General features: G+C 29.6%; 15 protein-coding genes. 3 read left to right on the top strand and 12 right to left on the bottom strand.

The genetic code is table 11. The features are described 5' to 3' along the window. The 7 genes from GQS58_RS03060 to GQS58_RS03030 all read right to left on the bottom strand — a co-directional run. Positions 1–1,594, bottom strand: a 1,594-nt coding sequence (locus tag GQS58_RS03060) for a beta-galactosidase (RefSeq protein WP_205860369.1), incomplete at its 3' end; no start/stop codon positions are given. A gap of 6 nt (positions 1,595–1,600) precedes the next feature. Beyond that, a complete protein-coding gene (locus GQS58_RS03055) occupies positions 1,601–3,409 on the bottom strand; it encodes a right-handed parallel beta-helix repeat-containing protein (protein WP_205860368.1) in 1,809 nt (602 codons plus the stop codon). 9 nt (positions 3,410–3,418) lie between these two features. Beyond that, complete coding sequence (locus tag GQS58_RS03050; RefSeq protein ID WP_166382716.1) at positions 3,419–4,894, bottom strand: sulfatase; 1,476 nt, start codon at positions 4,892–4,894, stop codon at positions 3,419–3,421. A 263-nt stretch (positions 4,895–5,157) separates the two neighbouring features. Next, positions 5,158–7,989 (bottom strand): PQQ-binding-like beta-propeller repeat protein, encoded by a 2,832-nt coding sequence (locus GQS58_RS03045; RefSeq protein ID WP_166382714.1) that lies wholly within the window; start codon positions 7,987–7,989, stop codon positions 5,158–5,160. Between the two features lie 260 nt (positions 7,990–8,249). Beyond that, positions 8,250–12,377: a hybrid sensor histidine kinase/response regulator transcription factor gene (locus tag GQS58_RS03040; protein WP_166382712.1), complete on the bottom strand. Its 4,128-nt coding sequence runs from the start codon at positions 12,375–12,377 to the stop codon at positions 8,250–8,252. 398 nt (positions 12,378–12,775) lie between these two features. Next, positions 12,776–13,204 (bottom strand): GNAT family N-acetyltransferase, encoded by a 429-nt coding sequence (locus tag GQS58_RS03035; RefSeq protein WP_166382710.1) that lies wholly within the window; start codon positions 13,202–13,204, stop codon positions 12,776–12,778. A 283-nt stretch (positions 13,205–13,487) separates the two neighbouring features. Beyond that, complete coding sequence (locus tag GQS58_RS03030; RefSeq protein WP_166382708.1) at positions 13,488–15,077, bottom strand: FMN-binding glutamate synthase family protein; 1,590 nt, start codon at positions 15,075–15,077, stop codon at positions 13,488–13,490. A gap of 545 nt (positions 15,078–15,622) precedes the next feature. Between GQS58_RS03030 and GQS58_RS03025 the strand changes: the two genes are divergently transcribed. Beyond that, a complete protein-coding gene (locus GQS58_RS03025) occupies positions 15,623–16,069 on the top strand; it encodes a GNAT family N-acetyltransferase (RefSeq protein WP_166382705.1) in 447 nt (148 codons plus the stop codon). 163 nt (positions 16,070–16,232) lie between these two features. After that, complete coding sequence (locus GQS58_RS03020) at positions 16,233–17,135, top strand: DMT family transporter (protein ID WP_166382703.1); 903 nt, start codon at positions 16,233–16,235, stop codon at positions 17,133–17,135. A 327-nt stretch (positions 17,136–17,462) separates the two neighbouring features. On the opposite strand, the gene GQS58_RS03015 is transcribed toward GQS58_RS03020, so the two are convergent. Continuing rightward, positions 17,463–18,962, bottom strand: a complete 1,500-nt coding sequence (locus GQS58_RS03015) for an aminotransferase class V-fold PLP-dependent enzyme (protein ID WP_165732628.1) — start codon at positions 18,960–18,962, stop codon at positions 17,463–17,465. Positions 18,963–18,970: 8 nt separating this feature from the next. Further along, positions 18,971–20,950 carry a protein-disulfide reductase DsbD family protein gene (locus GQS58_RS03010; RefSeq protein ID WP_166382701.1) on the bottom strand — a complete coding sequence of 660 codons (1,980 nt, stop codon included), beginning with the start codon at positions 20,948–20,950 and terminating at the stop codon, positions 18,971–18,973. Between the two features lie 615 nt (positions 20,951–21,565). Between GQS58_RS03010 and GQS58_RS03005 the strand changes: the two genes are divergently transcribed. Next, positions 21,566–22,807, top strand: a complete 1,242-nt coding sequence (locus tag GQS58_RS03005) for a DEAD/DEAH box helicase (protein ID WP_166382699.1) — start codon at positions 21,566–21,568, stop codon at positions 22,805–22,807. Between the two features lie 104 nt (positions 22,808–22,911). Here the strand turns inward: GQS58_RS03005 and GQS58_RS03000 are convergent, their stop codons facing one another. From GQS58_RS03000 to GQS58_RS02990, 3 genes are all read right to left on the bottom strand, one after another. Further along, positions 22,912–23,517: a thioredoxin family protein gene (locus tag GQS58_RS03000; RefSeq protein ID WP_166382697.1), complete on the bottom strand. Its 606-nt coding sequence runs from the start codon at positions 23,515–23,517 to the stop codon at positions 22,912–22,914. A gap of 17 nt (positions 23,518–23,534) precedes the next feature. Beyond that, positions 23,535–24,041: a TlpA disulfide reductase family protein gene (locus tag GQS58_RS02995; RefSeq protein ID WP_166382696.1), complete on the bottom strand. Its 507-nt coding sequence runs from the start codon at positions 24,039–24,041 to the stop codon at positions 23,535–23,537. Between the two features lie 216 nt (positions 24,042–24,257). Then, complete coding sequence (locus tag GQS58_RS02990) at positions 24,258–25,037, bottom strand: S1/P1 nuclease (protein WP_166382695.1); 780 nt, start codon at positions 25,035–25,037, stop codon at positions 24,258–24,260. Between the last annotated feature and the right edge of the window lie 38 nt (positions 25,038–25,075).

The following is a 25,075-nucleotide window of genomic DNA, read 5'->3' as shown; positions in this document are numbered from 1 at the left end:
CTATTAACGTCATGGCAACTTCATTAGTTACTCTTGGTTGCTGATTGTTAGAACCAGCATACCCTTTATCCTTTTTTGCTTTATTGGAAATAGAACCATCTGCGTTTCTTGGCCAATACCAAATCTGGCTTGCAGTCATACCGTAAGAATGCGCCAACCAAAAACTAGCTCTTGCATAATTTGGGTCTAAATCTAATTTACGAGACCTTACTGTTGATAAATAATGTAATTCAGAATTAAAGTTTATTTTATTAGGACTTACAGATTTCATAAAATCATATCCCATACACAATTCTCTCCATTCAAAAGCATAATGTTTTTGCCATTCATGAGGTTTCCCCCAAGTATAGGTGTGATCGGCACCAGAATCGTTACCAATTATTCCGCTTAAATCTGTTAACGCTTCTAAATCTATTCCATGCACTCTTTGGTTATTCGTCCAAAGATTTGGCATAATTTTTAAATGCACTTTTGCATCTGCATCGTGTTTTGTTATTTCTGTTTTTAAGAAGGCATACCAATCTGTAACTCTATCCATATTAAAAGCAGCCCAATCATACCAAATTGGAGATCCTTTTAAACTGATATCAATAGGAATATCAATTTGTACATTATTAAAATTTTTAAAATTGGTGTTCCAAACTGCATTTAAAGCAGCTATATTCTGATGTTTTTTTGATAACCAAACTTTAAACTTTTCAATTGTAAATTGAGAAACACCACCAGAAGCCCATGGTAATTTTTTCTTTTTAGCATCAGTATAAGTATAAAAATGAGGCTCGTTAACCAACATATATCCTAACTGACTGAACTTTTTACCTGCTATTTTTGGTATAAAAGCTTCTAATAATTTTGTTTGAATTTCTCTTGCCCCAGGATTATCTATATCATACGCAGTATAGGTATCTTCTCTCATAGAAAAATTTGGACCATATTTTTCTTCTGCCCATTTTGGAACACCTTTATGATTCATAAAAATAAAACCTAAAGAACCATCCGTTTTTTCGTTCAATAAGTCCATTCTTTTTTTATTGATCGTTCCATCTTCTTTTGAAACATAAGTAGGCGTTATAAAGAAACCATCTTGATTTCCATGAAACTCAGTAAGTTCTTTTGTTTTAGGTTTCCAAGTATAATCAGCTAAAAAAACAGGTCGATTATTAAACGTTAACTGGTCATTTTCTACGGTAACTTTTGTCCAATCTACTTTCGGACTCGCTTTTCTAAACGTCTTTTCAGCTAGTAAAGACTCAATTTCGGAAATCGCTTTATCTAACATTAAACTCACTTCCTTCCTTTCGAAATTTGGTAAATCTTCTGCCATTTTAACCGCTTCATTTTTAAAAGAAGGGACTAGTTTATATAAAGATTCATTGGTTTTTATATTTTTCTCATCCCAATTGGCATATTTTAAAAATACTTCTGCAGTTCTAATAGTCGTTTTTTCCTTTAAAACATCAATGTTTTTTTTCTCTGCCTTTTTAACTAATTTTTCTAAAATTTTAATTTTAGAATTCGCTGCTGTTTCTAAAGATTGTCCTTGAACTATATTTGCCGATAAAACTAAAATTATATAAAAAAGAACCTGTTTCATTACCTATTATTTTAAACCTTTATTACTCTTAAATTTCAACTCTTTTTTAGACGCTTCATCTGCTTTTAAAATATTTTTATTGTCGCCTGAATAAGAGTTTTTAGAAATTTCTACATTCTTACAATGTATCAAATCGAACATATAAGCATCCGGAAACTGAACTTTAAAAGTGTGCGTTTGTTTAATGGTATTTCCTTTAATTGTTAATCCATCTACTCTATCTGCCCAAATTATTCTATTGTCAAATGTTTCAATAAAATTGTTTTCGAAAGTGATATTTCTATCATACGTAATCGTATCATCAAACGTTTTTCCTAATCTTGGAGATACTTTTAAGATTGCATGTTCAGAGCCTCCTGTTGCACAATCTACAAATCTATTATTTCTGATAATTACTTCTTCTACATTACCAGATTCAAACCAATAAAAAGTTTCCCCTCTTAACATTATAGAAGACATCATAGAAGATAAATCGTTGTCTTCTATAATAATTTTCTTTGGTGTTTTAATGATGATATTTCTTGCTCTGTGATCTCTAATTATATTTTTTCGCATGGTAAAAGTAGGATTCCATGTTTTGTTTTCTAATAGATCTCCAGTTTTTAAACCTGCGGGAATTTCATTTTTAAAAGTTACATCTGTATAATAATCGTTAATTACTTTTACAGCAGTTACCGTATTTATTTCCGCTCTTTGCGGATTTGGTTGTTTTATAAACCAAACCTCATCATTGATTCCTGCAAACTCAAATCCCATTTGTTGGTCATGCATTAAGGCGATTCTAACGGTTTTATCATTTAGAATTTCTTTTACTTCAACATAGGTTCCATGTACGTTTGTTCCATCATCATACATTCCTTCAAGTCGGCAACCTTCAATTAAAATATCACCTTTACAGTTTGCAAAATGAGTTGCATCTGCAACGATAGACATTACTCTGTCTGAACCTTCTCTAATATAAATTCCTGAATTTAAAATTTTAATATCTTCAGATCTTTCAAACAAAAAACCCATTCCTAAAGCGTGATGAATGGTCACATTATTAAACTCTATGTTTTTAGAATTTCTAGTTAAAAAAGCAGGAGCATATCTATTGTTTAATTTATCTCCTTTAGATTGTAATACAGAACCTACTCTTGGATATTTTTTAAGGTTTTTATCATAAAAACGTAAAATTCCATTCGGTCTTTTTTCTACAAAATTAGATTCTAAGCTTGCATCCCAAGCTCCATAATCTACTGCTTTTGTTTCTTTATTGTGTGGCAAAGAACTGCCTAAAGAAGTAAAATTAAAATGATTGATTCCAGGGAACTCAATCCTTCCTTTACTAAGTTTCCATGAAAACCCTTTTGTATATGGTTTTAGCTCATACCATTGTTCTTTTTCATTTACTGCGGTAACATCACCTTGAAAAGAAAAAGGAATGTCCCAATCTATGGTGATGTTTTTTACATCAACTTTATCTAATCCATCAAATAAAAATGGCAACGTTTGACCTCTAAAAATAAATTCAGAATCATTTCCTTCTATTTCAACGGAATTAAATTTTTCAAAATTAAAAATGATTTTTTTAAACCCATTTCCATGATTGGTAACATACAAGAATTTACCAACCGCATAATCTGTTTTAAAAAAGTAATTTCCTTTTTCAAACACCAATTTAATGTCTTTGGTTTTTGCATTTTCAATTGCTTCTCTCACAACCAAAGTCATATCTCCTTTGCTGTGCTTTATATTAATTATTTCAGTTGCATTGCTATTGATCGTTGCAAAAAAAATAAATACTGCTACTATTTTATATAAACTGTTTATCATAATCGCTTTTTATAAATTAACTCCAGAACCTTGTAAAGATGCATCATGCCCCCACATAATCATCCAAGGATCTGAGGTCTCTTTTTGAAATTTTTTCATCTTACTTTTCATCGACTCTAAGACATCACTAAATTCTTCTTTATATGCAAGATTATCTAGCTCATTTTTATCTTTTGATAAATCATACAATTCAAATTTTGGTCTAAATAGAAAATCTTGTACTTTTTTAGGTCCAAAATATTCTATTTTGTTTCTATAAATACTTTGCCAAGTAGAAGATGCCCATAAATCGGATGCAAAAGGATACTCTAACCTATAAGCAATATTCCAAATTAACTTGTAATTTTTACTTCTAACCACTCTCATTGGGTAGTACATAGTAATTTCATGAAACGTATGTGAAGCATAAATTTCATCCCAACCTTCAGGATTTGTTTTATTTAAAATTGAGTTGAACGATTTTCCGTGAAATTGCTCTTTTTTAAATTCAATTTTTGCCATATCTAAAATGGTTGGTGTTAAATCTACCCAAGAAATCATCGCTTTATTTGTTGTCCCTTTTGTACCCTTTGTTGGATCTTTTATAATACAAGGCAATTTAATTCCTGGTTCATTAACGGTAGTTTTAGCACCTGGAAAAGCCATTCCGTTATCAGAAATATAAATAACAATAGTGTTATCTGCCTTACCCGTTTCTTGTAACATTTTCATCAACTTACCAAAACCTTGGTCTATTCTAGAAATACTCTGGTAATATTGTGCAATTTCTTCTCTAGTCTGTTTTGTGTCTGGTAAAAAAGAAGGGACTAAAACATCTTCTGGATTATAAATTACAGTTTCTACATCTTTATAACCTTCTTTTTTATTTCCAAAACTATTCGGTGTATCCCATTGTTCTGGTTCAAAAGGGTGTCCTCTATGAGGATCATCTGTACAGAAGTATAAGAAAAATGGTTTGTCTGATTTTAAAACATCGGCACAAGCATCTGCCATTTCAACGGTATTTCTAGGATCTGCTTCTAAAACCTGATTAAAGTGATACACTTTTTCTGGAGCTACATGGTATTTACCAATTCTTGCAGTTTCGTAACCAGATTTCTCCATAATAACAGGTAAAGACGTTTCTGTATCATACGTACTAAAGTGATGATAATCATGCACGTGACCATAAGATCCTGTTGCGTGACCAAATTTACCTGATAAAATAACAGATCTACTTGCCGCACAACTTGCACTGGTACAATAGGCGTTTGTAAACTTTACTCCTTCTGATGCTAATTGATCTAAATTTGGAGTTTTAATAACCGGATTTCCATACGCACCAATGGCATCGGTACCGTGATCATCTGCAACAAATAAAATAATATTTGGTTGATTACTTTTTGATACCTGCGCAACTTCCTTCTGTTTTTCTTTACACGCAGTAAACCCCAATACAACTATTGCAAATAGTATTTTTATATAATTAGTCCTTTTTAAATACATAATTGATTATCATTTTTTTTAGTTAGAGAACTTTTAGTATTAGTCATTTTTACAAAATAAATTCTAAGGTTTATATGGAAACATCTTTTTTTAGTGATTGATTTTTACTCTTTAATATCTATTAAAAAAGAAAAAACAACCAAAATATTTCATCTAAAACCTCATTGTAAATTTTACACTTTGTAACTACTGTAAAGTTCTAAAACAATCGTACAGCGCTTGTTTTTGAGAATACATTTCTTGTATCTACCAATAATTTATTCTTAAAACGCCTTCTCTAACTCTATATCTATAAATCTAAAAGCACCTAACGGAATATTTATTTTTACCGAAGAATTTTCTACTTTAAATGCTTCTTCACTTAAAATATCTGTGATTTTTTTAATCTTAATATTATTAAAACTCACAATTGCAGTACTCTCTTCTGGGTTGATGTACCCATTATCTAAAATGGTTAATCTTAAATGTTTTGGAGAGGTTTGTGCAACTACCCAAGCAACATCACCAGAAACAGTAACAGGTAGCTTTTTAGCACTTTCTTTAATCTCTTTTTCTATTATTTTGTAATATTCATCGGCTTTATAAGTTTGACTTCCATCCGCTGAATAATAATTATGTCCGTCTGTAATATATTCCTTTAAAATGTTTTTATAAAAAGGGTGTAAATTTTCTGAAAGTGATTTTCTTACTACATTTTTCTGAGCAAAAACTCCTTTTTGAGGTGGTGTTATTAATACCAATCCGTTTTCATAAGGCGCTAAAAAGTTTAATCTTCTTTCTTTTACTCCTGCAGCATATCTAGAAAAGTCCCATTCTGTAACTGCTGCTCCTGGCCAAGAACCACTTAATCTACTAATTGCATACGGATTATTTTTTTCAAATTCTTCATCATAAAAAATACTCCATTTTACATTAGAACCTTCATCTATATAATGATGATCTGGTTCTTTCATGCTTACATGAACTGGCGAAAAACTTAAAATTTCATTTCTTTTTGGCACATATAAAGCTCCCTTTGCTATCAACTCCCAATAAACACTTAAATAATCTTGATCTACCTCAAAGTTATTAATGTATTGTGCTCCGTAAGAAGTATGAAAAATTAGCATTCTTAAGAAATGATTTGGCAACCTCTGGTATCCTAATTGTCTAGATCTATCAAAAGAAGCATTGTCTGGCACAGACCTTGTTCCCCAAGAATTTACTGCTCCACTTGCCCACATACCAGTTCTACCTGCCAAACTAAGTTCCATAGATTTATCTGTAGTTTCTTCCATAGAAGGCACAAAAACATCTGCAAACTCGCCAGACATTAAACGAGACCAAGGTTTGTTATAATTACTACCCAACCAAGAAACATGCTTAGACCTTAAAAATATATTGGCATTTTTTCCTTGTACATATTTTGCCAAAGGATACACTAAGTCATTAACCAAAAAGTTTAAATTATCTGAATGATCTTCCATTTCTGGATAAATTAAAACTGTTTTTTTACCATTAGCCATATCAACAACTTTCTTTGTTGTGTTTATATGAAACATATACGGATCATTACCATGACCTGCCCAATAAGCAATACCTGGTTCTCCGTTAAACTGATTGGTTATTTGTGCTAAAGCTTCATCACTAGTTAAGGTATATTTCTTTCTTCTATCTCTAGAATTTTTATATTTTTCATTGGTGACTTGAGAACGATCCCAATTTTCTACTTCTCTCATGTGTAATGAGTTTAAGAAAACTGGCGAATCATAATTTTTAGAAATTTCATTTTTTAAACCTACTAAATTATCCGGTACTTTTTCGGTCATAAAATAAACCGGTTGCGATTTTTCTTGATAATTTGGTTTCTGAAACTGATCTAAATTATTTCTGATACTTTTTGTGTTCTCTAAAATGGAAGCAATTTTACCTTGAGGATGTAAGTTTTTAAATTCCTTTTTCCAATTTTTATTTTCTGTATTGATAATATGAATCTGACTTCCTCCACTTTGGCTACTTGCCAAAATAATATTATTTGTTGTTGGGTCTTTCCATAAATCATTATACGCATAGGTACTTACCAATCTTTCTACAGAAGTTTTATAATTCCCTTTTTCATATAAATGAATTTGACTTCCGGCTCTTGATAATAAAATATCTTTTCCGTTTTGTTTAATCACTTCAGAATGTGCAATATCATAACCAAAACTTATTTTATCTAATTCATGAAAAGTAAATGTATCTTCTTTAATACTGTACAAGGTTACCAACAAATCATTTACATGAGCAGATGCACCCAATAAAATTTCCTTTTCACCATCATTATCATAATCAACAATTTTTAAATCTCCTATGGGTCTAATTCTTAGTTTTCCCTTTACAGATTTATCTTGTTGAATTGGTTTCTTTTTAAAAGGAAGATTTTCTAAAGGATTAAAAAAGTACAAAGTTCCTACATTCTGCATGTGATTGTTGGTACCCAAAACTACTAAAGTTTCGGTCTGGTCTTTGTTCTCTACAACTCTTATAAAATTAGTCATGCTCACATTATTCGGAGCTCTTTTTTGACCAACTTTTTTATATGATTTTTCAATTGAAAAAGTGGACGTTTCAATTTCTTTTACTTCCTTCCCTTTTGCATCTAAGTAATAGATTTTCTTATCAAAGCCACCAGCTACAACATACATTTTATTGTCTTTTTTAATTGCAGTAACTGCAAACATAGGTGCATCATTCTTTTTAAAACTCCACAATAATTTTCCTTCAGCATTTAAACAATAAATATTCCCATCAGCATTTGCTGCTAAAATTTCATCTTTACCATCATTATCTAAATCTCGTACCCAAACATCATGATTCATAAAACCAGACAAAGCATTTTTCCAAAGAATTTTTCCATCAAAAGAAACCCCTAACAAAGTTCCTTCATAACTGTTTGCTACTATATAAGAACTTCCTTTATTAATAGCCGTTCTCACTTTTAATATGGTTAGTACCGTTTCTATACTAACGATTGCTTTATCATCCTTCATCGTATTTGGCTTATTAGATGAACAGTTAAAACTCACTAATAACGTAACTGCAATTAGTAAAGACTTTTTAAGAATTTGATTCATATATGGTTCGTTTTTAAACTTACTATAAAATAAGCTATTTAAAAGTTTCTACTTGTACTTGTGAATATATTAAAAGTATGCATGCGTAAATCTAGATAATAAAAAAACGCCACATAAAATATGTAGCGTTTTCATTTATAATATTATTTTAAAATTAAAATCCAGCCCAGGAGCTTCTGGAGCTGCACTAGAAGCTTGCGCCTTTTGTGGATTAAGTTTTCTTAACAGCAACACTTTTAATTAAAAGAATAAATTAATTATTATGAAAGTTTATTATCGTTCTCTGCCCCATATTTACTTGGTGAGACGTTGTATTTTTCTTTAAAAATTTTTGTAAAATGTGTTCTACTTTTAAAACCTGTCATTAAAAAAACTTCGTTTACAGATAATTTTTGATTTACCAGAAATTGTGCTGCCTTTTTTAAACGATACATTTTTATCAACTCAAAAGGAGTTTGATTGGTCAATACTTTTACTTTTTGGTAAAAATGTGTTCTATTCAAATACAATTCTTTGGCTAGTGTATTAATGTCAAAATCTTGATTATCTAGATTCTCTTCCATAATACTATAAAGCTTCTCTAAAAAAGCATTGTCATTTCTATTATTCTTATTATTTTCTTTGGTTAACGGAATACCAACCTGATACCTTTCTCTTAATTGTTTTCTGTTATTAAGTAACGCTTCTGTATTTGTAATTAAACGCTGTACATTAAAAGGTTTCTTTATGTAGGCATCTGCTCCATCTCTTAAGCCTCTAACATGATCTTCTATATTTATTAATGCTGTAAGTAAAATTACAGGGATATGACTTGTTTTTAAATCAGATTTAATTGCAATACATAAATCTAAGCCATTTAGCTGTGGCATTTGCACATCACTAATTACTATATCTGGCCAATTATTTTCTAAAGCCTCTAAACATTCTTGTCCGTCTCTAAAAGCCCTAACTGTAAAATACTTAGACAGAATACCCGTAACGTAGGTTCTCATTTCTAAATTATCTTCAGCATAAAAAACCAAAGCATCAGAAAATTCGCCACTAACAGTTACCGTTGTTAAATCTTCTTCTACAATTTGTTTATCAATTACAATTTCTTTTTCTTTTGGTAGCTCTACCGTTTTTTTATCTAAAACTTCATCTTCTTCTACCTGTTGTTTTACTATTGGTAATTGAAAACTTATAGTAGTTCCTTCATTTACGGTACTCGTTGCATTTATGTAACCATAATGCATCTCTACCAATTTTTTTGAAAAAGCCAAACCAATACCAGAACCAGCAATATGCTCTTTTTGAGTAGATTCTGATTGATAAAATCTTTCAAAAACATGTTCTAAATCTACCTCATCTATTCCCATTCCTGTATCTATAACAGACACATTTAAGTCTTTCTCATCACAACTAAATTCAATTTTAATAGTGTCTCCTGCCTTGGTATATTTAAAAGCATTATTAATTAAATTATTGCAAATCTTTTCAATTTTACTCTTATCACCAGAGACTATAATATTTTTGTTTTTAGCAACAAGCTGAAATTCTTTCTGATCTTTACTTGCCAAAAACATAAAATCGTTTGCTAATTCTTGTAAAAAATCATTAAAGTTAAAACGCGTATAATGCATTTTTAACAAATTAGCTTCTGCCCTTCTAAAATCGTGAACTTGATCTACTAATTGTTTTATTTTTTTAGTTTGACGTTTCACCAAACTTAATTTTTCCGACACATCTAAATTATTCTTATACCGATCTAATAAAACATCTACAGGCCCTGAAATAAGTGTTATTGGCGTTTTAATTTCATGAGAAATATTAGAGAAAAACCGCAATTTCGATTCATTTAATTCTTTTACAGTATCTTTTTCTAATTTCTCTATGGCTACATTATGATTTAAAGATTGAATTTTAGTGATCGTAGAAATAATTAAATAAAGTATTAGTAAAATTAACAATGCGTAAATAAAATAAGCAGTGTTGGTTTTCCAAAAAGGAGGAACAATTACAATTTTTAGCTTTTTAGGTACTGTCCATTCATTTAATGAATTCGAAGCCATAAAACTTAATTCATAATCACCTGGTTGTAAACCACTATAATTAACAACATTATTATTTGATGCTGTTACTACCCAATCTTTATTAATTGGATGTAACTTATACCTTAATGAATGGTTTTTAGGATTAGAAAAATGTAGACTTGCAATATCAAAAGAAAATACGTTTTCATCATGTTGTAGTTCTATCTCTTTTAATTCTGACAAACTACTTTTTAAGATTACCCTATCTTTAATAGTATCTCCAGGAGAAATTGCACGATTAAATATTTTTAAATTCTCTAATTGAACTTTAGGCAATTCTTCTTTATTAATAATCTTATCCGGATTAAAATAACAAAATCCATCTACGCCAGAAAAAAGAAGTGTACCATTCTTCAATTTTTCGGAAGAGAATAAAAAGTCTTCAAAAGGCAAACCATCTACCAAATTAAACTTTCTAAAAACCTTACTTTTTAAATCAAATTTATTTAAACCAATATTGGTAGAAACCCATAAACTATTTTCATTATCAGCCAATATACTCTTTACAACATTATTTGAAAGTCCATCTTTTTCGGTAAAAGAAGTAAAGGCTAATCCATTATCTTTTGTTTCTACTTTACAAATTCCACCACTCTCTGTTCCAACCCATAAATCGCCATTTGGCAACCTTAAAATTGATGTTACAAAATTACTTGATATTGAGGTTTTATCATTTTTATCATTTACAAATTGATGAATACTTAACTCTTCTAATGGTGTATCTTTAAGATTATCAACTCTAAACAATCCGTCTGAATCTACTCCGATCCAGATAAAATTCTTTTGTGGATCTGCATAAATATATCTTGCTAATGCAATTTTTTTAGAATCAAAATAAGGGTTCTCATTTAAAGATTCTATATTTTTAATTGTATTTGAATTATCTATAGTTATTTTAAAAACACCTTGACTAGCACCAATCCAAATATTCCCATATCTATCTTCGGTAAAAGACCTAAAAGCTTGTAATGGACTATTTATAAAATAATTAGATGTTATTTTCTCTAGATTTTTACTTCCTGGTTTTATCCTAAAAAAACCAACTCCCGTAATTTTTAACCAAGTATTTTTTTTTGAATCTACAAAAACAGATGAAACACTTAATAAATAATTTTCAGGTATGTTAAAAGGTAAGGGTTCAAATAGTTCTGTTTCTGTATTAAACAAAGAAATGCCCCCAAAAACGCCCGTAATATAAACTCTTTGACTATCTAAATTAGAAAAATGAGTAATCGAATTAGAAGCAATACCATACTTATAATCCATTTTTCTATTATACTTCTTAAAGGGAGTTTCTTTAATATCAAACTGATATAAACCTTTATTAAAAGTACCAACCCAAATATTATTAGCCGCAGAAATTATGCTACTAATTCTTAGTCTATCTAAACCATCATTAAAATATTGTATTTTAAAAGGTTTTACACTATTACAGGTTAGGTTCTTTTTAATGTCATTAATTTTAAGAATCCCCTTATTTAAGGTACCAACCCATAAATCTCCATTATCATCTATAGATAAGTTATTTAACTGCTTTTCTGATAATATTTGTTCTTTAAAAGTAAATTCGTTTTTTGCTGCATTGTAGCAAACCACTCCTAAACCATACTCTAAATTAATTAAAAATAGAGATTCATTTACCCTAGTAATTCCGGTAGCATAATTGATATTTTTATCTAATATCTTTTTAAAACTATTTTTTAAAGTGTCAAAAAAATACACCCCATTTGATGTAATAAAGACTAAATTTTCATCCTTTAACTCTAAAACATCGTAAAATTTTAAACTGTTAGGTTCGTTTACTTTTGGATCAAATCGATTTATTAACTTATAATCTTCATCGAAGAGAAAGACTCCATTACCTTCTGTTAAACAGTAAATCTTGTTGTTTTTCTTATTGATAAAAACCTTTCTTATTATGGGACCACTATTGTCTTTACCAATAAGTTTATTGGAATATAATTTGATAAATTTTTCTTGAGAAGACTTATATATGGTAACACCCTGATCGGTACCAATCCATATATTTTTTTTGTGATCTTCTGTAATAGACCTAACTCTGTTACTTGTAAGAATATCTTTATCTATAGTATTTTTAAAAGTAACTAGCTTGTAACCATCATATTTATTAATCCCCTCATAAGTTCCAACCCATAAAAAACCATTGCTGTCATTTAAAACGGAGGTAACTCCATTATGCGCTAAACCATCAGAAATAGTGATTTTTTTTGCATACTCAATTTCTTTTTCTTGAGAAAAAAAGCTAATTACACAAAAAAATGTAAGTAAAAAAGCGAAGCAATATTTTTTTAACATTGGCGTATGGAAGTTTAATAAGGCAATAAAAATACTAAAGTTTTTCTGTTTTAAGATAATAATGAATCTATAATGAGTTAGAAAAAATATACTTCTTTTATTGAGTGTCTTTTCTATATTAAGATCTTTAATATAAGTAACAAAACTTAAAATATTTCTTTAAAATTACTTTTCTTCAGAAGATTTAAATGAAGTATGAAATAAAGGAAAACTTAAATGTAAAATTGACTTCATTTTATTTCAGGAATAAGTTAAACTTTTCTATGATAATTTTAAAATAATTCACATTGAGGTTCTTCTATATTAAAAAAGTCAATGTCTCATTCAAGGAAATATCTCAAACAATAAAAAACTAAAATGATGTTACTTAAATCATTTATTGAGTATTTAACAAAAAACTATTCAATTGTTAGTCTATAAACATTTGTTTCTCTTTTGATAAAACCTAGTTTTTGATATAATTTATTAGCTGCAACTCTATCTGGACTCGATGTTAAATTGATGTTTTTAATACCTTTATTAGATGTATATTCTATAGCTAATTGAGTTAATTTTTCTCCAACTCCCTTACCTCTTGCAGCATTATCAACCACTACATCTTCTATCCAAACTTTATTACCGGTAGGTATCTTATTAAAAACAAGAGTTAGCGTACCTAATATATTACTATTTTCTTCGGCTATAAAAAGTACCGTATTATCAGAGCCAACAATATCTTCCAAATCTTTTTGGCTAGGTAATATACAACTAGTGCTAAGTTGTGGAATTAACTTTATAAATGCTTTTAAAATATGGTCATTTACCGTTTCTAGCTTATAAATTTTCATCAGAATAAAATTTGATTTTAATTTCTTATTTTCAACTCCTAATTTAGATAAAAAAATCGTCAATGGCTGCTTTTAAGCTATCCTTTTAGATTTTTAGAAAAGACACTATTTTTAGTCCTCTTTTCTCAGATTCTTCAAGTAAATCAAAGCGATAAAAAGGGTAAATTATAAAAACAAAGAATTTCTATAATTTAGTATGTAAGAATTTTCATCACATTATAAATAAAAAAAGGTGATACTTCCTAATTAGAAAATATCACCTTTATACTACGTATTTGTTTATCTAACTCATAACTCTTGTAAGATGAAAGAATTTTTTATAATCTAAAGGAATCGTACTTATATCAAGCAAACACCCTTCTTTTAAGTAAGGATAAATATCTTCGTAAGTTTTTACATTATATAAACCTACTCTTTTACTAATATGATCTCTTGTTAGCTCACTAGGTTCATTTAAACCTGCAGCCGCAACCAGTTCTAAAAAACTATGAATAGTCGCGTCGTGATATCTTTTTGCTCTTGGTGCTTTATCCTCTACAACTAATCCTTTTACTAAAGATTTATTTTGAGTTGCTACACCAACAGGACAAGTATTAGAATTACACTGTAGCGCTTGTATACAACCAATGGCAAGCATCATTGCACGTGCACTATTACAACCATCTGCTCCTAAAGAAATTGCTCTAGCCATGTGAAATCCTGATATAATTTTCCCCGCTACAATTACTTTAATATCTTTTCTTAATCCAAAACCAATTAGCGTATCATGTACAAAAATTAAACCTTCACGCAACGGCATTCCCATTGAGTTAGAGAATTCTACAGGCGCGGCTCCGGTACCTCCTTCTCCACCATCAACAGTAATAAAATCTGGTTGTATTCCTGTAAAAATCATTGCTTCACAAAAATCCATAAACTCCTGTTTTCTTCCCAAACATAATTTAAAACCAATAGGTTTTCCATCAGAAAGTTCTCTCAATTTTTTTATAAAATGCATAAATTCAATTGGGTTAGAAAAAGCTGAATGAGATGGAGGTGAATGCACAGCAATACCTGGTTTTACGTGTCTTATTTTTGCTATTTCTTCTGTATTTTTAGAAGCTGGTAAAATTCCACCATGACCAGGTTTAGCACCTTGTGATAGTTTAATTTCTATCATTTTAACCGATGGTTTAGTCGCATTTTCTTTAAAAGTTGTTTCATTAAAAGTTCCGTCTTCATTTCTACATCCAAAATATCCTGTACCAACTTGCCAAATTAAATCTCCTCCATGTTCTAAATGGTATTGACTAATTGCTCCCTCACCAGTATTATGTGCAAAATTCCCCATTTTTGCACCTTTGTTTAATGCTAAAACAGCATTTTTACTTAAAGAACCAAAACTCATTGCAGAAATATTAAGTAAACTAGAAGAATAAGGTTGTTTACAATCTTTACCACCAATTAATAACCTTGGAAATTCTTCAATTTCTTTTGGATTATGTTTAGCATACATAGAGTGTTCTAACCACTCATAACCAGAATGGTACAAATCCATCTGAGTCCCAAAAGGTTCTGTATCATTTTCTCCCTTTGCTCTTCTATAAACTAAAGATCTTAAAATTCTATTTAAAGGTCTACCCTGTGTATCCGTTTCTACAAAATACTGCATAATTTCTGGCCTAATAGATTCTAGTATATACCTAAACCTACCTATTAAAGGAAAATTACGTCTAATAGTATGTTTTGTTTGAAAAACATCAAAAAGCCCCAAAATAATTAACGGACCAATTAATAAAAAAGACCAAATAATTGGAAACCAAAATTGTGCAATAACAATAACAGCAGTTGCTATTAGAATAGATATAATTATAAAATATTCACGAACTTTCATAAGATAAATTGATTTTGTTGAAAAAGTTTACTTTAATAGATTATTTTAATTCAATCAAATTTAACAACAAGATTAATTTGTAAATCTATGAATTATATTCCTCTAAAAAAAACCTTGTAACCTCAGTATAGAACTATGTTTTTAAAAGATTAAATTTTAAAAGATAGGAGTTATAGCCATTTTAGTAAAATAAAACGGCAGCAATACTTTACCTCTTCTTACTTATCCACATTGCAAACCAATACCATATTTGTGTTTTTTTAAATTAAACTTATAAAAACTAAATTAGTAATAGTTACATTTACCCTTATAGCATTGTTAAACAATTTTAAATGATTTATAATATGGTAGATTTTTGGTTGATTTACTCCTTTTCATTTCTAAAAAACTAGTAAATATTCACATTTTCCTTTACTAATAAGTCTCTTTTTTCTTTTTAGAAGTATAATCGTTTTATAAGAATCTTTACTAATTTTGTTTTACTTCTGCATGCAGGTAATAACTAGTATTTTAAATTATAAAAGCAGCAACATAAAAAAAAGAATATGATTACTATTAAAGCCGTAAAAGAAGAAGACTTAAAAGATGTGTTAGCACTTGAGCAACTTGTTTTTAATGCAGGTAGTTACCCTGCCTTTGTAATTCGTCAATTGTTTGACATTTCTAACAGTTTATTTATAGTAGCTAAAGAAAATAATCAAATTTTAGGCTTTGCAGTAGGTGCGTTAAACACCAATAACCAAAAAGCTTGGGTTCTATCATTAGGTGTGCATCCAGAAGCTAGGGCTAAACAAATAGGAAAGAAACTAACGAACAAGTTGGTCAACCTTTTAAAAGATGAAAATTGTTTAGAAATATGCTTAACAGTTCATCCTGATAATGCTGCAGCAATTAATATTTATAAAGAGCTAGGTTTTAAAGGCGAAACAATTATAGAAGACTATTTTCTAGAGAATGAAAAAAGAATTATTATGACTCTAAAAAATAGCTAAACCAACAAACTTCAATTGAATTAAAAAATGATTTAATGTCTATCTATTACAATTAGAAAGATACTATAGAAATAATTATTCAAACATCTACTATATAGACTTATAAAATGTGCTATTTATAAGAAATAGTTATTAGAAAAAACTGCTTTATTACTTTAATATTATGAAAAATTTTGTAAATAATAAATGGTTTTTATTACTTGTAATTGCATTGACATGGGGAAGTTCCTTTATGTTGATAAAAAAATCATTGGTAGTTTTTACACCTTATGAAATTGGAGCAATACGAGTTGTTGGCTCTGGGTTACTATTAGGCGTTATTGGTATTCCTGCACTTTTTAAAATGTCGAAAAAAACAATTTTATGGGTAACAATTGCTGGTTTCTTCGGTAATTTCTTACCGATGTATTTATTCCCTATTGCACAAACACAAGTAAGTAGTTCTCTGGCAGGAATTTTAGATTCTTTAGTACCCATTTTTGTAATGATTTTTAGTTTTTTATTATTTGGAATTAATAGTAAAAAAACACAAATGCTTGGTGCCGTAATTGGTTTCTTAGGAGCTGCAAGTATTATCTATTTTTCTGAAGCAAATGCAGAAGATTCTAATTTCTGGTATGTTATGTTGGTTGTACTCGCTGGCGCATCTTATGGTGTAAACGCGGTAGTTATAAAAGAAAGAATCCCGAATTTAAATGCTATAAAATTAACTGCTGCTGTGTATTCTATTTGGGCAATTCCATCTTTGGTCATTTTATACTTTACTGGTTTTGTTCAAAATTTTGAAATGAAACCAGAATTTACAGAACCCTTAAGTTATTTGGCTTTTTTAACCGTTTTTGCTACCGCAATTGCCATGTTATTATATTTTAAATTAATACAAGATACCTCTGCCGTTTTTGCAAGTACCGTAAGTTATTTGCTGCCAATTGTTGCGGTGATTTGGGGCATTTTAGATGGAGAAAAATTTACTTTTTGGTATGTTTTTGGTGGCGCACTAATTTTAATAGGAATTTACTTAATTAGAGAGAAAAAGAAAGATCCCAAATTAGTTCCTCGTGGGTAAGCTTTAAGCTGTTTTTAAAGTAAATAAAGCAGATCTATCTATTAAGTATTCGTTGCTATTATTATAGAAAACCTTGAGAATTAATCGATTTAACAAAAATCTCTTTGAGCAAAAAAATAGTGCTTTAAACTTTCCTGATAAAGTAAATAAATTAAAATACACTAAATCAATCAAATAGATGAAATTAATTCACGAAAAAAGGAAGGGATTGTATTGCTACAATCCCTTTTTTATATTCTTAGAAATGATGAAAATAGATAATTTACTAATTTACTAATTTAATATTAATACTTTTTCTGATTAAACACCTCGCTTAACGTGATCACTTTATAATGAAAACCATTTTTTTACCAACTCTTTTTCAATAGGTGGAACAGTCTTGTGTAAAAAATCATTTTTTAGATTATCATACTTATAATCTTTAGACCATTCTTCAATATTTTCTGACAGTTCTTTTAAAGAATTACAAATAAAGCTTAACTCTTCTGATGTAATTGTTGGGTGAATTGACAAGCGAATCCAACCTGGTTTGTCTGTACTACAACCCAGCAATATTTCATCTTTTATTCTATTAGATGTTGCTTGATCTACATTCAATAAAAAATGTCCGTAAGTTCCTGCACAAGAACAACCTCCTCTAGTTTGAATTCCGAATCTATCATTTAATATTTTCACAACCATATTAAAGTGATGTTTTTCAAAATAAAAAGAAAAAATACTTAGTCGGTCTTTATGGTTTGGTGCTAATATTTTTACTCCCGAAAGGCTTTCTAAAGTTTCAAATACTACTGCATTTATTTCATCTTCCCTTTTCTTAATGTTTACAACTCCCATTTTGTCTTTCAACTGAATAGAAAGTGCAATTTTTATAGCCTGCATAAATCCTGGTGTTCCACCATCTTCTCTTGTTTCTACATCTACAAAATAATCATGCTGTCCCCAAGGATTTGTATAACTTACTGTACCTCCACCTGGGTTATCTGGCACCACGTTTTTATACAATTTTTTATTAAAAACTAAAACTCCAGAAGTTCCTGGACCTCCTAAAAACTTATGAGGAGAAAAGAAAATCGCATCTAACTGTTCGTCTTCATTTTCTGGGTGCATATTTATATCTACATAAGGAGCACAACAAGCAAAATCGACAAAACAGAGTCCGTTGTATTTATGTATTAGTTTTGCAACTTCATGATACGCTGTTTTAATTCCTGTAACATTAGAACAGGACGTTATAGAAGCAATCTTTATTTTTCTGTGCTCGTATTTCTTAATACATTCTTCAAATTTCTTTACACATAACAAACCTTCATCATCACAAGGAACTACCTCAACATCTGCAATTGTTTCTATCCAAGATGTATGGTTAGAATGATGCTCCATATGAGAAACAAAAACAATAGGTCTAATTTCGTCTGGAATATGAGTATGTTCTTTTAAATTTTCTGAAACCTTTAAACCTAAAATCCTCTGAAATTTATTAACAACACCTGTCATCCCTGTACCGGAAGTAATTAAAACATCATTATCATTTGCATTCACATGACGTTTAATAATACTTCTAGCTTCATGGTACGCTAGAGTCATAGCAGCACCAGAAGTAGAGGTTTCTGTATGTGTATTTGCTATAAACGGTCCAAATTCATTTATTAACTTTTCTTCAATTGGTCGATATAATCTTCCGCTTGCAGTCCAATCTGTATAGATTAATTTTTGTTCCCCATACGGAGATTGAAAAGTTTGGTTAATACCAACAATATTTTTTTTAAACTGATTAAAATAATTTTCTAAATCAGATTTTACTATGTTGTTTTTATTTGCTGAAATCATAATTAAAATTATTTAAATTTTTTAACACCTTCTTTCATCCAATTATAATAGTCATCGCTATTAGGCGTATATCCTACTGGCGCATTTAAATCTTCTTCATCATGATTCATTAAAACATAAAAAGGTTGCGTATTAGTCTTGTACTTAATGGTTTGCATTTCACTCCATTTCTGACCAATATACTTTAGTTTTTTACCAGGTCTTAATTTGCTTTCTACCACTTCATCATCCGCTAACTTTCGTTTATCATCTACATATAAAGAAATTAAAATTACGTCATTTTTAAGCATTTTTAAAATATTTGGTTGCACCCAAACATTTTGCTCCATTTTTCTACAATTTACACAAGCATGTCCTGTAAAGTCCATCATTACTGGCTTCCCTACTTTTTTAGCATACGCCAAACCTTTATCATAGTCATTAAATGATAAAATATTATGTGGAGGCATTAAATGTGCTCCATCAGGAATTTCTGTCTGAGAAGCATCTCCAGAACCTAGTTTCATATAACCTACTCCGTAAGGAGATTCGCTATAATGCTGTGGTGGTGGAAAAGCGCTAATTAAATTTAAAGGTGCTCCCCATAAACCTGGTAACATATATAATGTAAAAGTTAATGAAAATAATCCCAAACCTAATCTACCAACAGAAATATGTTTTATCGGAGAATCATGTGGTAATTGTATTTTTCCGAAAAGATATAAAGTTAACCCTCCAAAAACGGCAATCCAAATAGCAATAAACACTTCTCTTTCTAACCAATGTAATTGAAGCACTAAATCTGCATTCGATAAGAATTTGAAAGCCAAAGCAAGTTCTAAGAATCCTAAAACTACTTTTACAGTGTTTAACCAACCACCAGATTTTGGCAAAGAATTTAACCAACCAGGAAAAGCTGCAAATAATGCAAATGGTAAAGCAATTGCTAAAGAAAAACCTAACATGCCCACAATTGGACCTATTTGACTTCCTCCGGCTGCAGCTTCTACTAATAAAGTACCAACAATAGGGCCTGTACAAGAAAAGGATACAATAGCCAGTGCCAAAGCCATAAAAAAGATTCCAATTAAACCTCCTCTATCTGCTTGAGAATCTACTTTATTTGCCCAAGAATTTGGTAACATAATTTCGAAAGCACCTAAAAAAGAGGCTGCAAAAACCAATAATAAAACAAAGAAGATAACGTTAAACCACACATTTGTAGAAAGTGCATTTAATGCATCTGCTCCGAAAAGAAGACTGACTAAAACACCTAATAAAACATAAATTACAATAATTGAAAGTCCGTAAATAATTGCATTTTTAATTCCTGCAGCCTTTGTTTTACTTTGTTTTGTAAAAAAGCTCACCGTCATTGGTATCATCGGGAACACACAAGGCGTTAACAATGCAGCAAAACCAGATATAAAGGCAATTAAAAAGATTGAAATTAAACCTCTTTGATTATTGTCTTCACTTGGTGTGTTTGTCGTGGTACTTTTTATAACACTTTCTTTTTCTGATGTTATACTTGCAGCTGAGATATCTTTTGTAACCGTTGTATTTTTTAACTTAAATTCTAAATCTACATAGGTAGGCGGAAGACATTTGCTATCATCACAAACCATAAACTCTACTTCTCCTATTATTGCAGTAAGTTCTGTACTTGTAATTTTTACTTTTTGTTTAAAAGTTGCACTGTCTTCAAAAAACTTAATAACCATATTAAAAACAGGATCATCTATTGTATGTCCCTCTTCTTCTACAACATTATCTATTAAAGAATAACCTTCATTTTCTTCAAAAGTAAATGAAGTAGGTATTGGTCCGTCTTCTGGTACATTTTGTGAGTATAAATGCCAACCTCTATCTATACTTGCCTTTGCTACAAGGTTGTATTCTATTTCTGATACTTTTTCTACAGAAGTAGTCCATTTTACAGGTTCAAAAACCTGAGCGTGTGATGTAAACCCAAGTGTTAATAATAAAATTAAAATTATTTTCTTCATCTGTTTCTATTTGGTATCAGTTTTATTTTTAAAACTTTTAAGTTAAAGGAGAGTAATAAGGTCTTACTAATTACGTTTTACATAAATAGTGAGCCCCTTTTTTTAAAGCCCCAATATTAATATTTCTAAGGATGCCTACAAAGTTTAATAGGTTAATTATATTATAATTCCGCCTATAAAATGATCTAAATAAATCCACTTTAAAACCATTAAAATTTGGCTTTTGCTTATAATCTATAACTTCATTTTTTTTTCTAAACTTTTTAAGGTCAATTTGCCTTCTGCAACTTTTCTAATTTATAGAAGTTAAACAGCTACTAAGATATCAACTTTATCCGGATTAGCATCAAATTGTACAAAAGCTTAGCTTGATAACGTCTTTTTTAGATCCAGTTAAATTTCGGGTAAGAATTGGTTAGACTAAAAATAGACACATCATTCTAATCATCTTTTTATTATAGATATTAAAAATCTACAAATATAAAAAGCTATAAAACAAGAATCCATTTCAAGTGAAATCCATTTATATATGTAAATAAAACGTTCATTATTCAAAATTTTATAAATACAAAATGCATTGATACAATTAAACTATCTTTGCATAAAAAATAATCAATGCAGTTTTCTGAATTACCTTTACATAAATCTATCTTAAAAGCAGTTGCTGAAGAGCGATTTCACAGACCAACACAAGTACAAGAAAAAGCAATTCCTTTAGTTTTAGCTAAAAAAAACGTAATTGTTTCTGCACAAACAGGTACTGGAAAAACTGCTGCTTTTGCTTTGCCAATAATTCAGCTTTTATTAGATAAAGAAGTAGAAGAGGATAAAAAAGCTAAAAAGAAGATAAAATCATTAATTATAACACCAACTCGTGAGTTGGCAATACAAATTTTAGAAAATTTTGTAAGCTACAGCAAATACACCGATTTAAAAACTACTGCTGTTTTTGGTGGTGTATCTTTAGAACCTCAAAAAGAAATATTAGGTGAAGGTGTAGATGTTTTGGTTGCAACTCCTGGTAGATTAATTGATTTACAATTACAAGGAAACATCGATTTAAGTGCTATTGAAATTTTTGTTTTAGATGAAGCAGATTTAATGCTAGACATGGGCTTTATTGCCGATGTTAAAAAAATAGAAGCATTATGTCCTAAGCAAAAACAAACATTACTTTTTTCTGCAACAATTCCAGAAAAAATAGATGAATTGGCTAAAAGGATTTTAAAAAGTCCTATTAAGATTGAAATAAATCCAGAAGAAACTACCGCAAAAAATATTGGTCAGTTATTGTATTATCTTCCAAAGAAAAACAAAACCGATTTATGTTTGCATTTGTTAAGAAACACCATAAACGGGAAAATAATTATTTTTAGACGTACAAAGTTTGGTGTCGATAAATTAGAAGAATCACTACTTAAAAACGGGTATAAAGTTACGAGTATTCATGGTGATAAAACCCAAGCTATACGTAACAAAGCTATAGAAGATTTTAAAGATAAAAAAGCAAATATTTTAATTGCGACAGATGTTGCAGCGCGTGGAATTGACATTACAAATGTAGATGCCATTATTAATTTTGATATACCAAACATACCAGAAACGTATATTCACAGAATTGGTAGAACTGGTAGAGCTGGTAAATCTGGAATTGCATTTTCTTTCTGCTCTCCAGATGAAAATGCATATATTAAATTAATTGAAACTTTAATTGAAAAAAGAATTAAAATTATTGCAGAACATCCTTACCCTATTGCTCCTCCAAAACACAGAAAAAAACAACCAAACACGGAAAGCAAACATAACAAAGGAAGAAAGTCTGAAGCTTCTAAGAAGAATAAAAAACGTTGGTATTAAACTTAGCCCACCTTTTAAAATTATAGCATAAAAAACCCCAAGTGAAAACTTGGGATTTTTTGTAAATAGAGGAAAAAGTTCAATTAATCTCTAAATCATTTCTCTTATAATACCTTAACAGAACAACCAATTGCTCTTGTGGTTGTTTTTGTTGGTTTTTTGCCTAACAATAAAGCATCAATAACATTTTCTACATATTTTTCTGTTACAGCATCTTCATCTCTAGAACTATTGTCTATTGCACCAATATATTCAACTTTCATACTTGGCTTGCTTACAATAAACACATGTGGTGTTTTTGTTGCTCCAAATTTAGGATATACCTTTTGCCCTTCATCTAACAAATAAGGAAACATGAATCCTTTTTCTGCTGCTCTAACCTTCATGTCTTCTAAACTATCTCCTTTAGATGCTTTTGGGTCATTTGGATTAATTGAAATTACAGGAAAACCTAATTTCTTATATTTTAAATCTAAAGCAATTATTCTATCTTCATTAGCTATAGAATACGGACACGTATTGCACGTAAAAATGATAACAAATCCCTTTGCATCAGAATAATCTGATAAAGAAACCATTCTATCATCAATATTTTTTAACTTAAAATCTTCTATAGTGTCACCTACCTGGTAACCATCTGCAGTTTTTATAGTAAAAGCACTTGCTAATAAAACTACAAATAATATTAAAATTGATTTTGTATATTTCATATCGTTCATTTATTCGTTTATAAAATCGTTTTTAATTCAGACTCTAGTTTTTCATAATCAAAAGATTGTTCGTAAAACTTTCTACCTTTTGCATTGTAAATTAATGTGGCAGGTAATGCTCCAGACCAAGTAGAATCGATTGCTTTAATCCAAACATCTTCATTTATATCATTTAATAAAACCACTTTAGACTGTAAATTATGTTTATTAATAAAAGGAATTAATCTTTTATCTACTTGTTTAGGAAAATCTAAACTCACCAAAATAACCTCTACATTTTTAGCTGCATATTCTTGGTTTAATTTTTCAAATGCAGGTAATTCTTTTACACAAGGCGCACACCAAGTTGCCCAAAAATTTACTACATACGTTTTACCATCATTTTTTTCTAACAAAGGCTTTAACTCATTATATGTATAAGACTTTACTGAGCTTACTTTTTGTGATACTTCTTTTACTTCTCCTTTTTTACAGGAAAATAAAAGGGAGAAAAATAACAAAGTATAGAAACCGTTTTTTAGCATTTTATAAAATTACAAAGAAGATATCTTATTAAAAAACAATTAACTAATCCTTAACAAAAAAAAGGTTGTCTAAAAAAGGATTATATATTGTCACACTGAACTTGTTTCAGTATCTCAACGTACTGAATTTCAAAATTCATAAGAATCTGAAATAAATTCAGATTGACAAAAAACGCCCTTTTTAAACAGCCTCTTTTATTAGAAATATTGTTTTTACTAGAAAATATCGTTTAAAATTTTTGCCAAACGAATTCCTCCTTTTTGCAATTGAGTTCTTACAGTTCCTAAATGATTATAAGAATATCTGTATTTTAAATTCTCACCAACTTTTACAGATTTATAAACTTCTTTTGTAACCTCATGAACTTCATCTACCCAATCTACAACAGTTCCTTTTTCAATAGCTTTAATTTCTGCTTTTGATAAATCTTTTGCATTTTCAGCCAATTCAATATAACTCATGTTATATTCTTCTATTATTTTAGAATCCCAAACCGAGTGTAAGTTTGTACCCTTACCAAACCACTGAAGCTGTATAGTATTACCACCTTTGTCTTCTCTTTGTCCAACATGCATTGGTTGGTGTAAATCTCCAACTAAATGTACCAACATTTTTAAATAGAAAACTTTATCTTCTTCAGAACTATTGTCATCCTTTAAAATCTCTATACATTTATAGATACCAGTAACCATATCTCCTGCCGGATTTTTTTCTGCATCTGCATACTTTTCATCTAAGCCCATATTTACATAATGCCAAGAATAAAATTCATTGTATTTTTTATCAGATTTTATTTCATCACCAAAGGTGGATACAAATGCCAAACTTTGTCCTTTTAACAATTTATCAATTTTTCTTTTGGCTTTGTTTGTTAAATGATTCTCAGCTATTTTCCCCGTAGTTCTATGTCCTGTTGGTCCCCAAAAAACAGTTTCTTCTGCTGAAAAATTTGAGAATAAAAATATCGATAGTATAAAAAGTACTTTAATCTTCATTTTGTGTTTTTAAAATTATGTTTCAACAAATTTATAAA

This window comes from Polaribacter sp. 11A2H, assembly GCF_011379025.1.
Taxonomy (GTDB): Bacteria; Bacteroidota; Bacteroidia; order Flavobacteriales; family Flavobacteriaceae; genus Polaribacter.
Note: the sequence above shows the minus strand (reverse complement) of the source record. Positions and strands in the feature narration are given on the sequence as shown.

Bases quoted from the DNA above. Each gene is read 5' to 3' on its own strand.
- GQS58_RS03030 (WP_166382708.1), bottom strand. From the start codon at position 15,077: ATGAAAGTTCGTGAATATTTTATAATTATATCTATTCTAATAGCAACT.
- GQS58_RS03055 (WP_205860368.1), bottom strand. From the start codon at position 3,409: ATGATAAACAGTTTATATAAAATAGTAGCAGTATTTATTTTTTTTGCA.
- GQS58_RS03040 (WP_166382712.1), bottom strand. From the start codon at position 12,377: ATGTTAAAAAAATATTGCTTCGCTTTTTTACTTACATTTTTTTGTGTA.
- GQS58_RS03020 (WP_166382703.1), top strand. From the start codon at position 16,233: ATGAAAAATTTTGTAAATAATAAATGGTTTTTATTACTTGTAATTGCA.
- GQS58_RS03000 (WP_166382697.1), bottom strand. From the start codon at position 23,517: ATGAAATATACAAAATCAATTTTAATATTATTTGTAGTTTTATTAGCA.
- GQS58_RS03005 (WP_166382699.1), top strand. From the start codon at position 21,566: ATGCAGTTTTCTGAATTACCTTTACATAAATCTATCTTAAAAGCAGTT.
- GQS58_RS03010 (WP_166382701.1), bottom strand. From the start codon at position 20,950: ATGAAGAAAATAATTTTAATTTTATTATTAACACTTGGGTTTACATCA.
- GQS58_RS03015 (WP_165732628.1), bottom strand. From the start codon at position 18,962: ATGATTTCAGCAAATAAAAACAACATAGTAAAATCTGATTTAGAAAAT.
- GQS58_RS03050 (WP_166382716.1), bottom strand. From the start codon at position 4,894: ATGTATTTAAAAAGGACTAATTATATAAAAATACTATTTGCAATAGTT.
- GQS58_RS03035 (WP_166382710.1), bottom strand. From the start codon at position 13,204: ATGAAAATTTATAAGCTAGAAACGGTAAATGACCATATTTTAAAAGCA.
- GQS58_RS03025 (WP_166382705.1), top strand. From the start codon at position 15,623: ATGATTACTATTAAAGCCGTAAAAGAAGAAGACTTAAAAGATGTGTTA.
- GQS58_RS02990 (WP_166382695.1), bottom strand. From the start codon at position 25,037: ATGAAGATTAAAGTACTTTTTATACTATCGATATTTTTATTCTCAAAT.
- GQS58_RS03045 (WP_166382714.1), bottom strand. From the start codon at position 7,989: ATGAATCAAATTCTTAAAAAGTCTTTACTAATTGCAGTTACGTTATTA.
- GQS58_RS02995 (WP_166382696.1), bottom strand. From the start codon at position 24,041: ATGCTAAAAAACGGTTTCTATACTTTGTTATTTTTCTCCCTTTTATTT.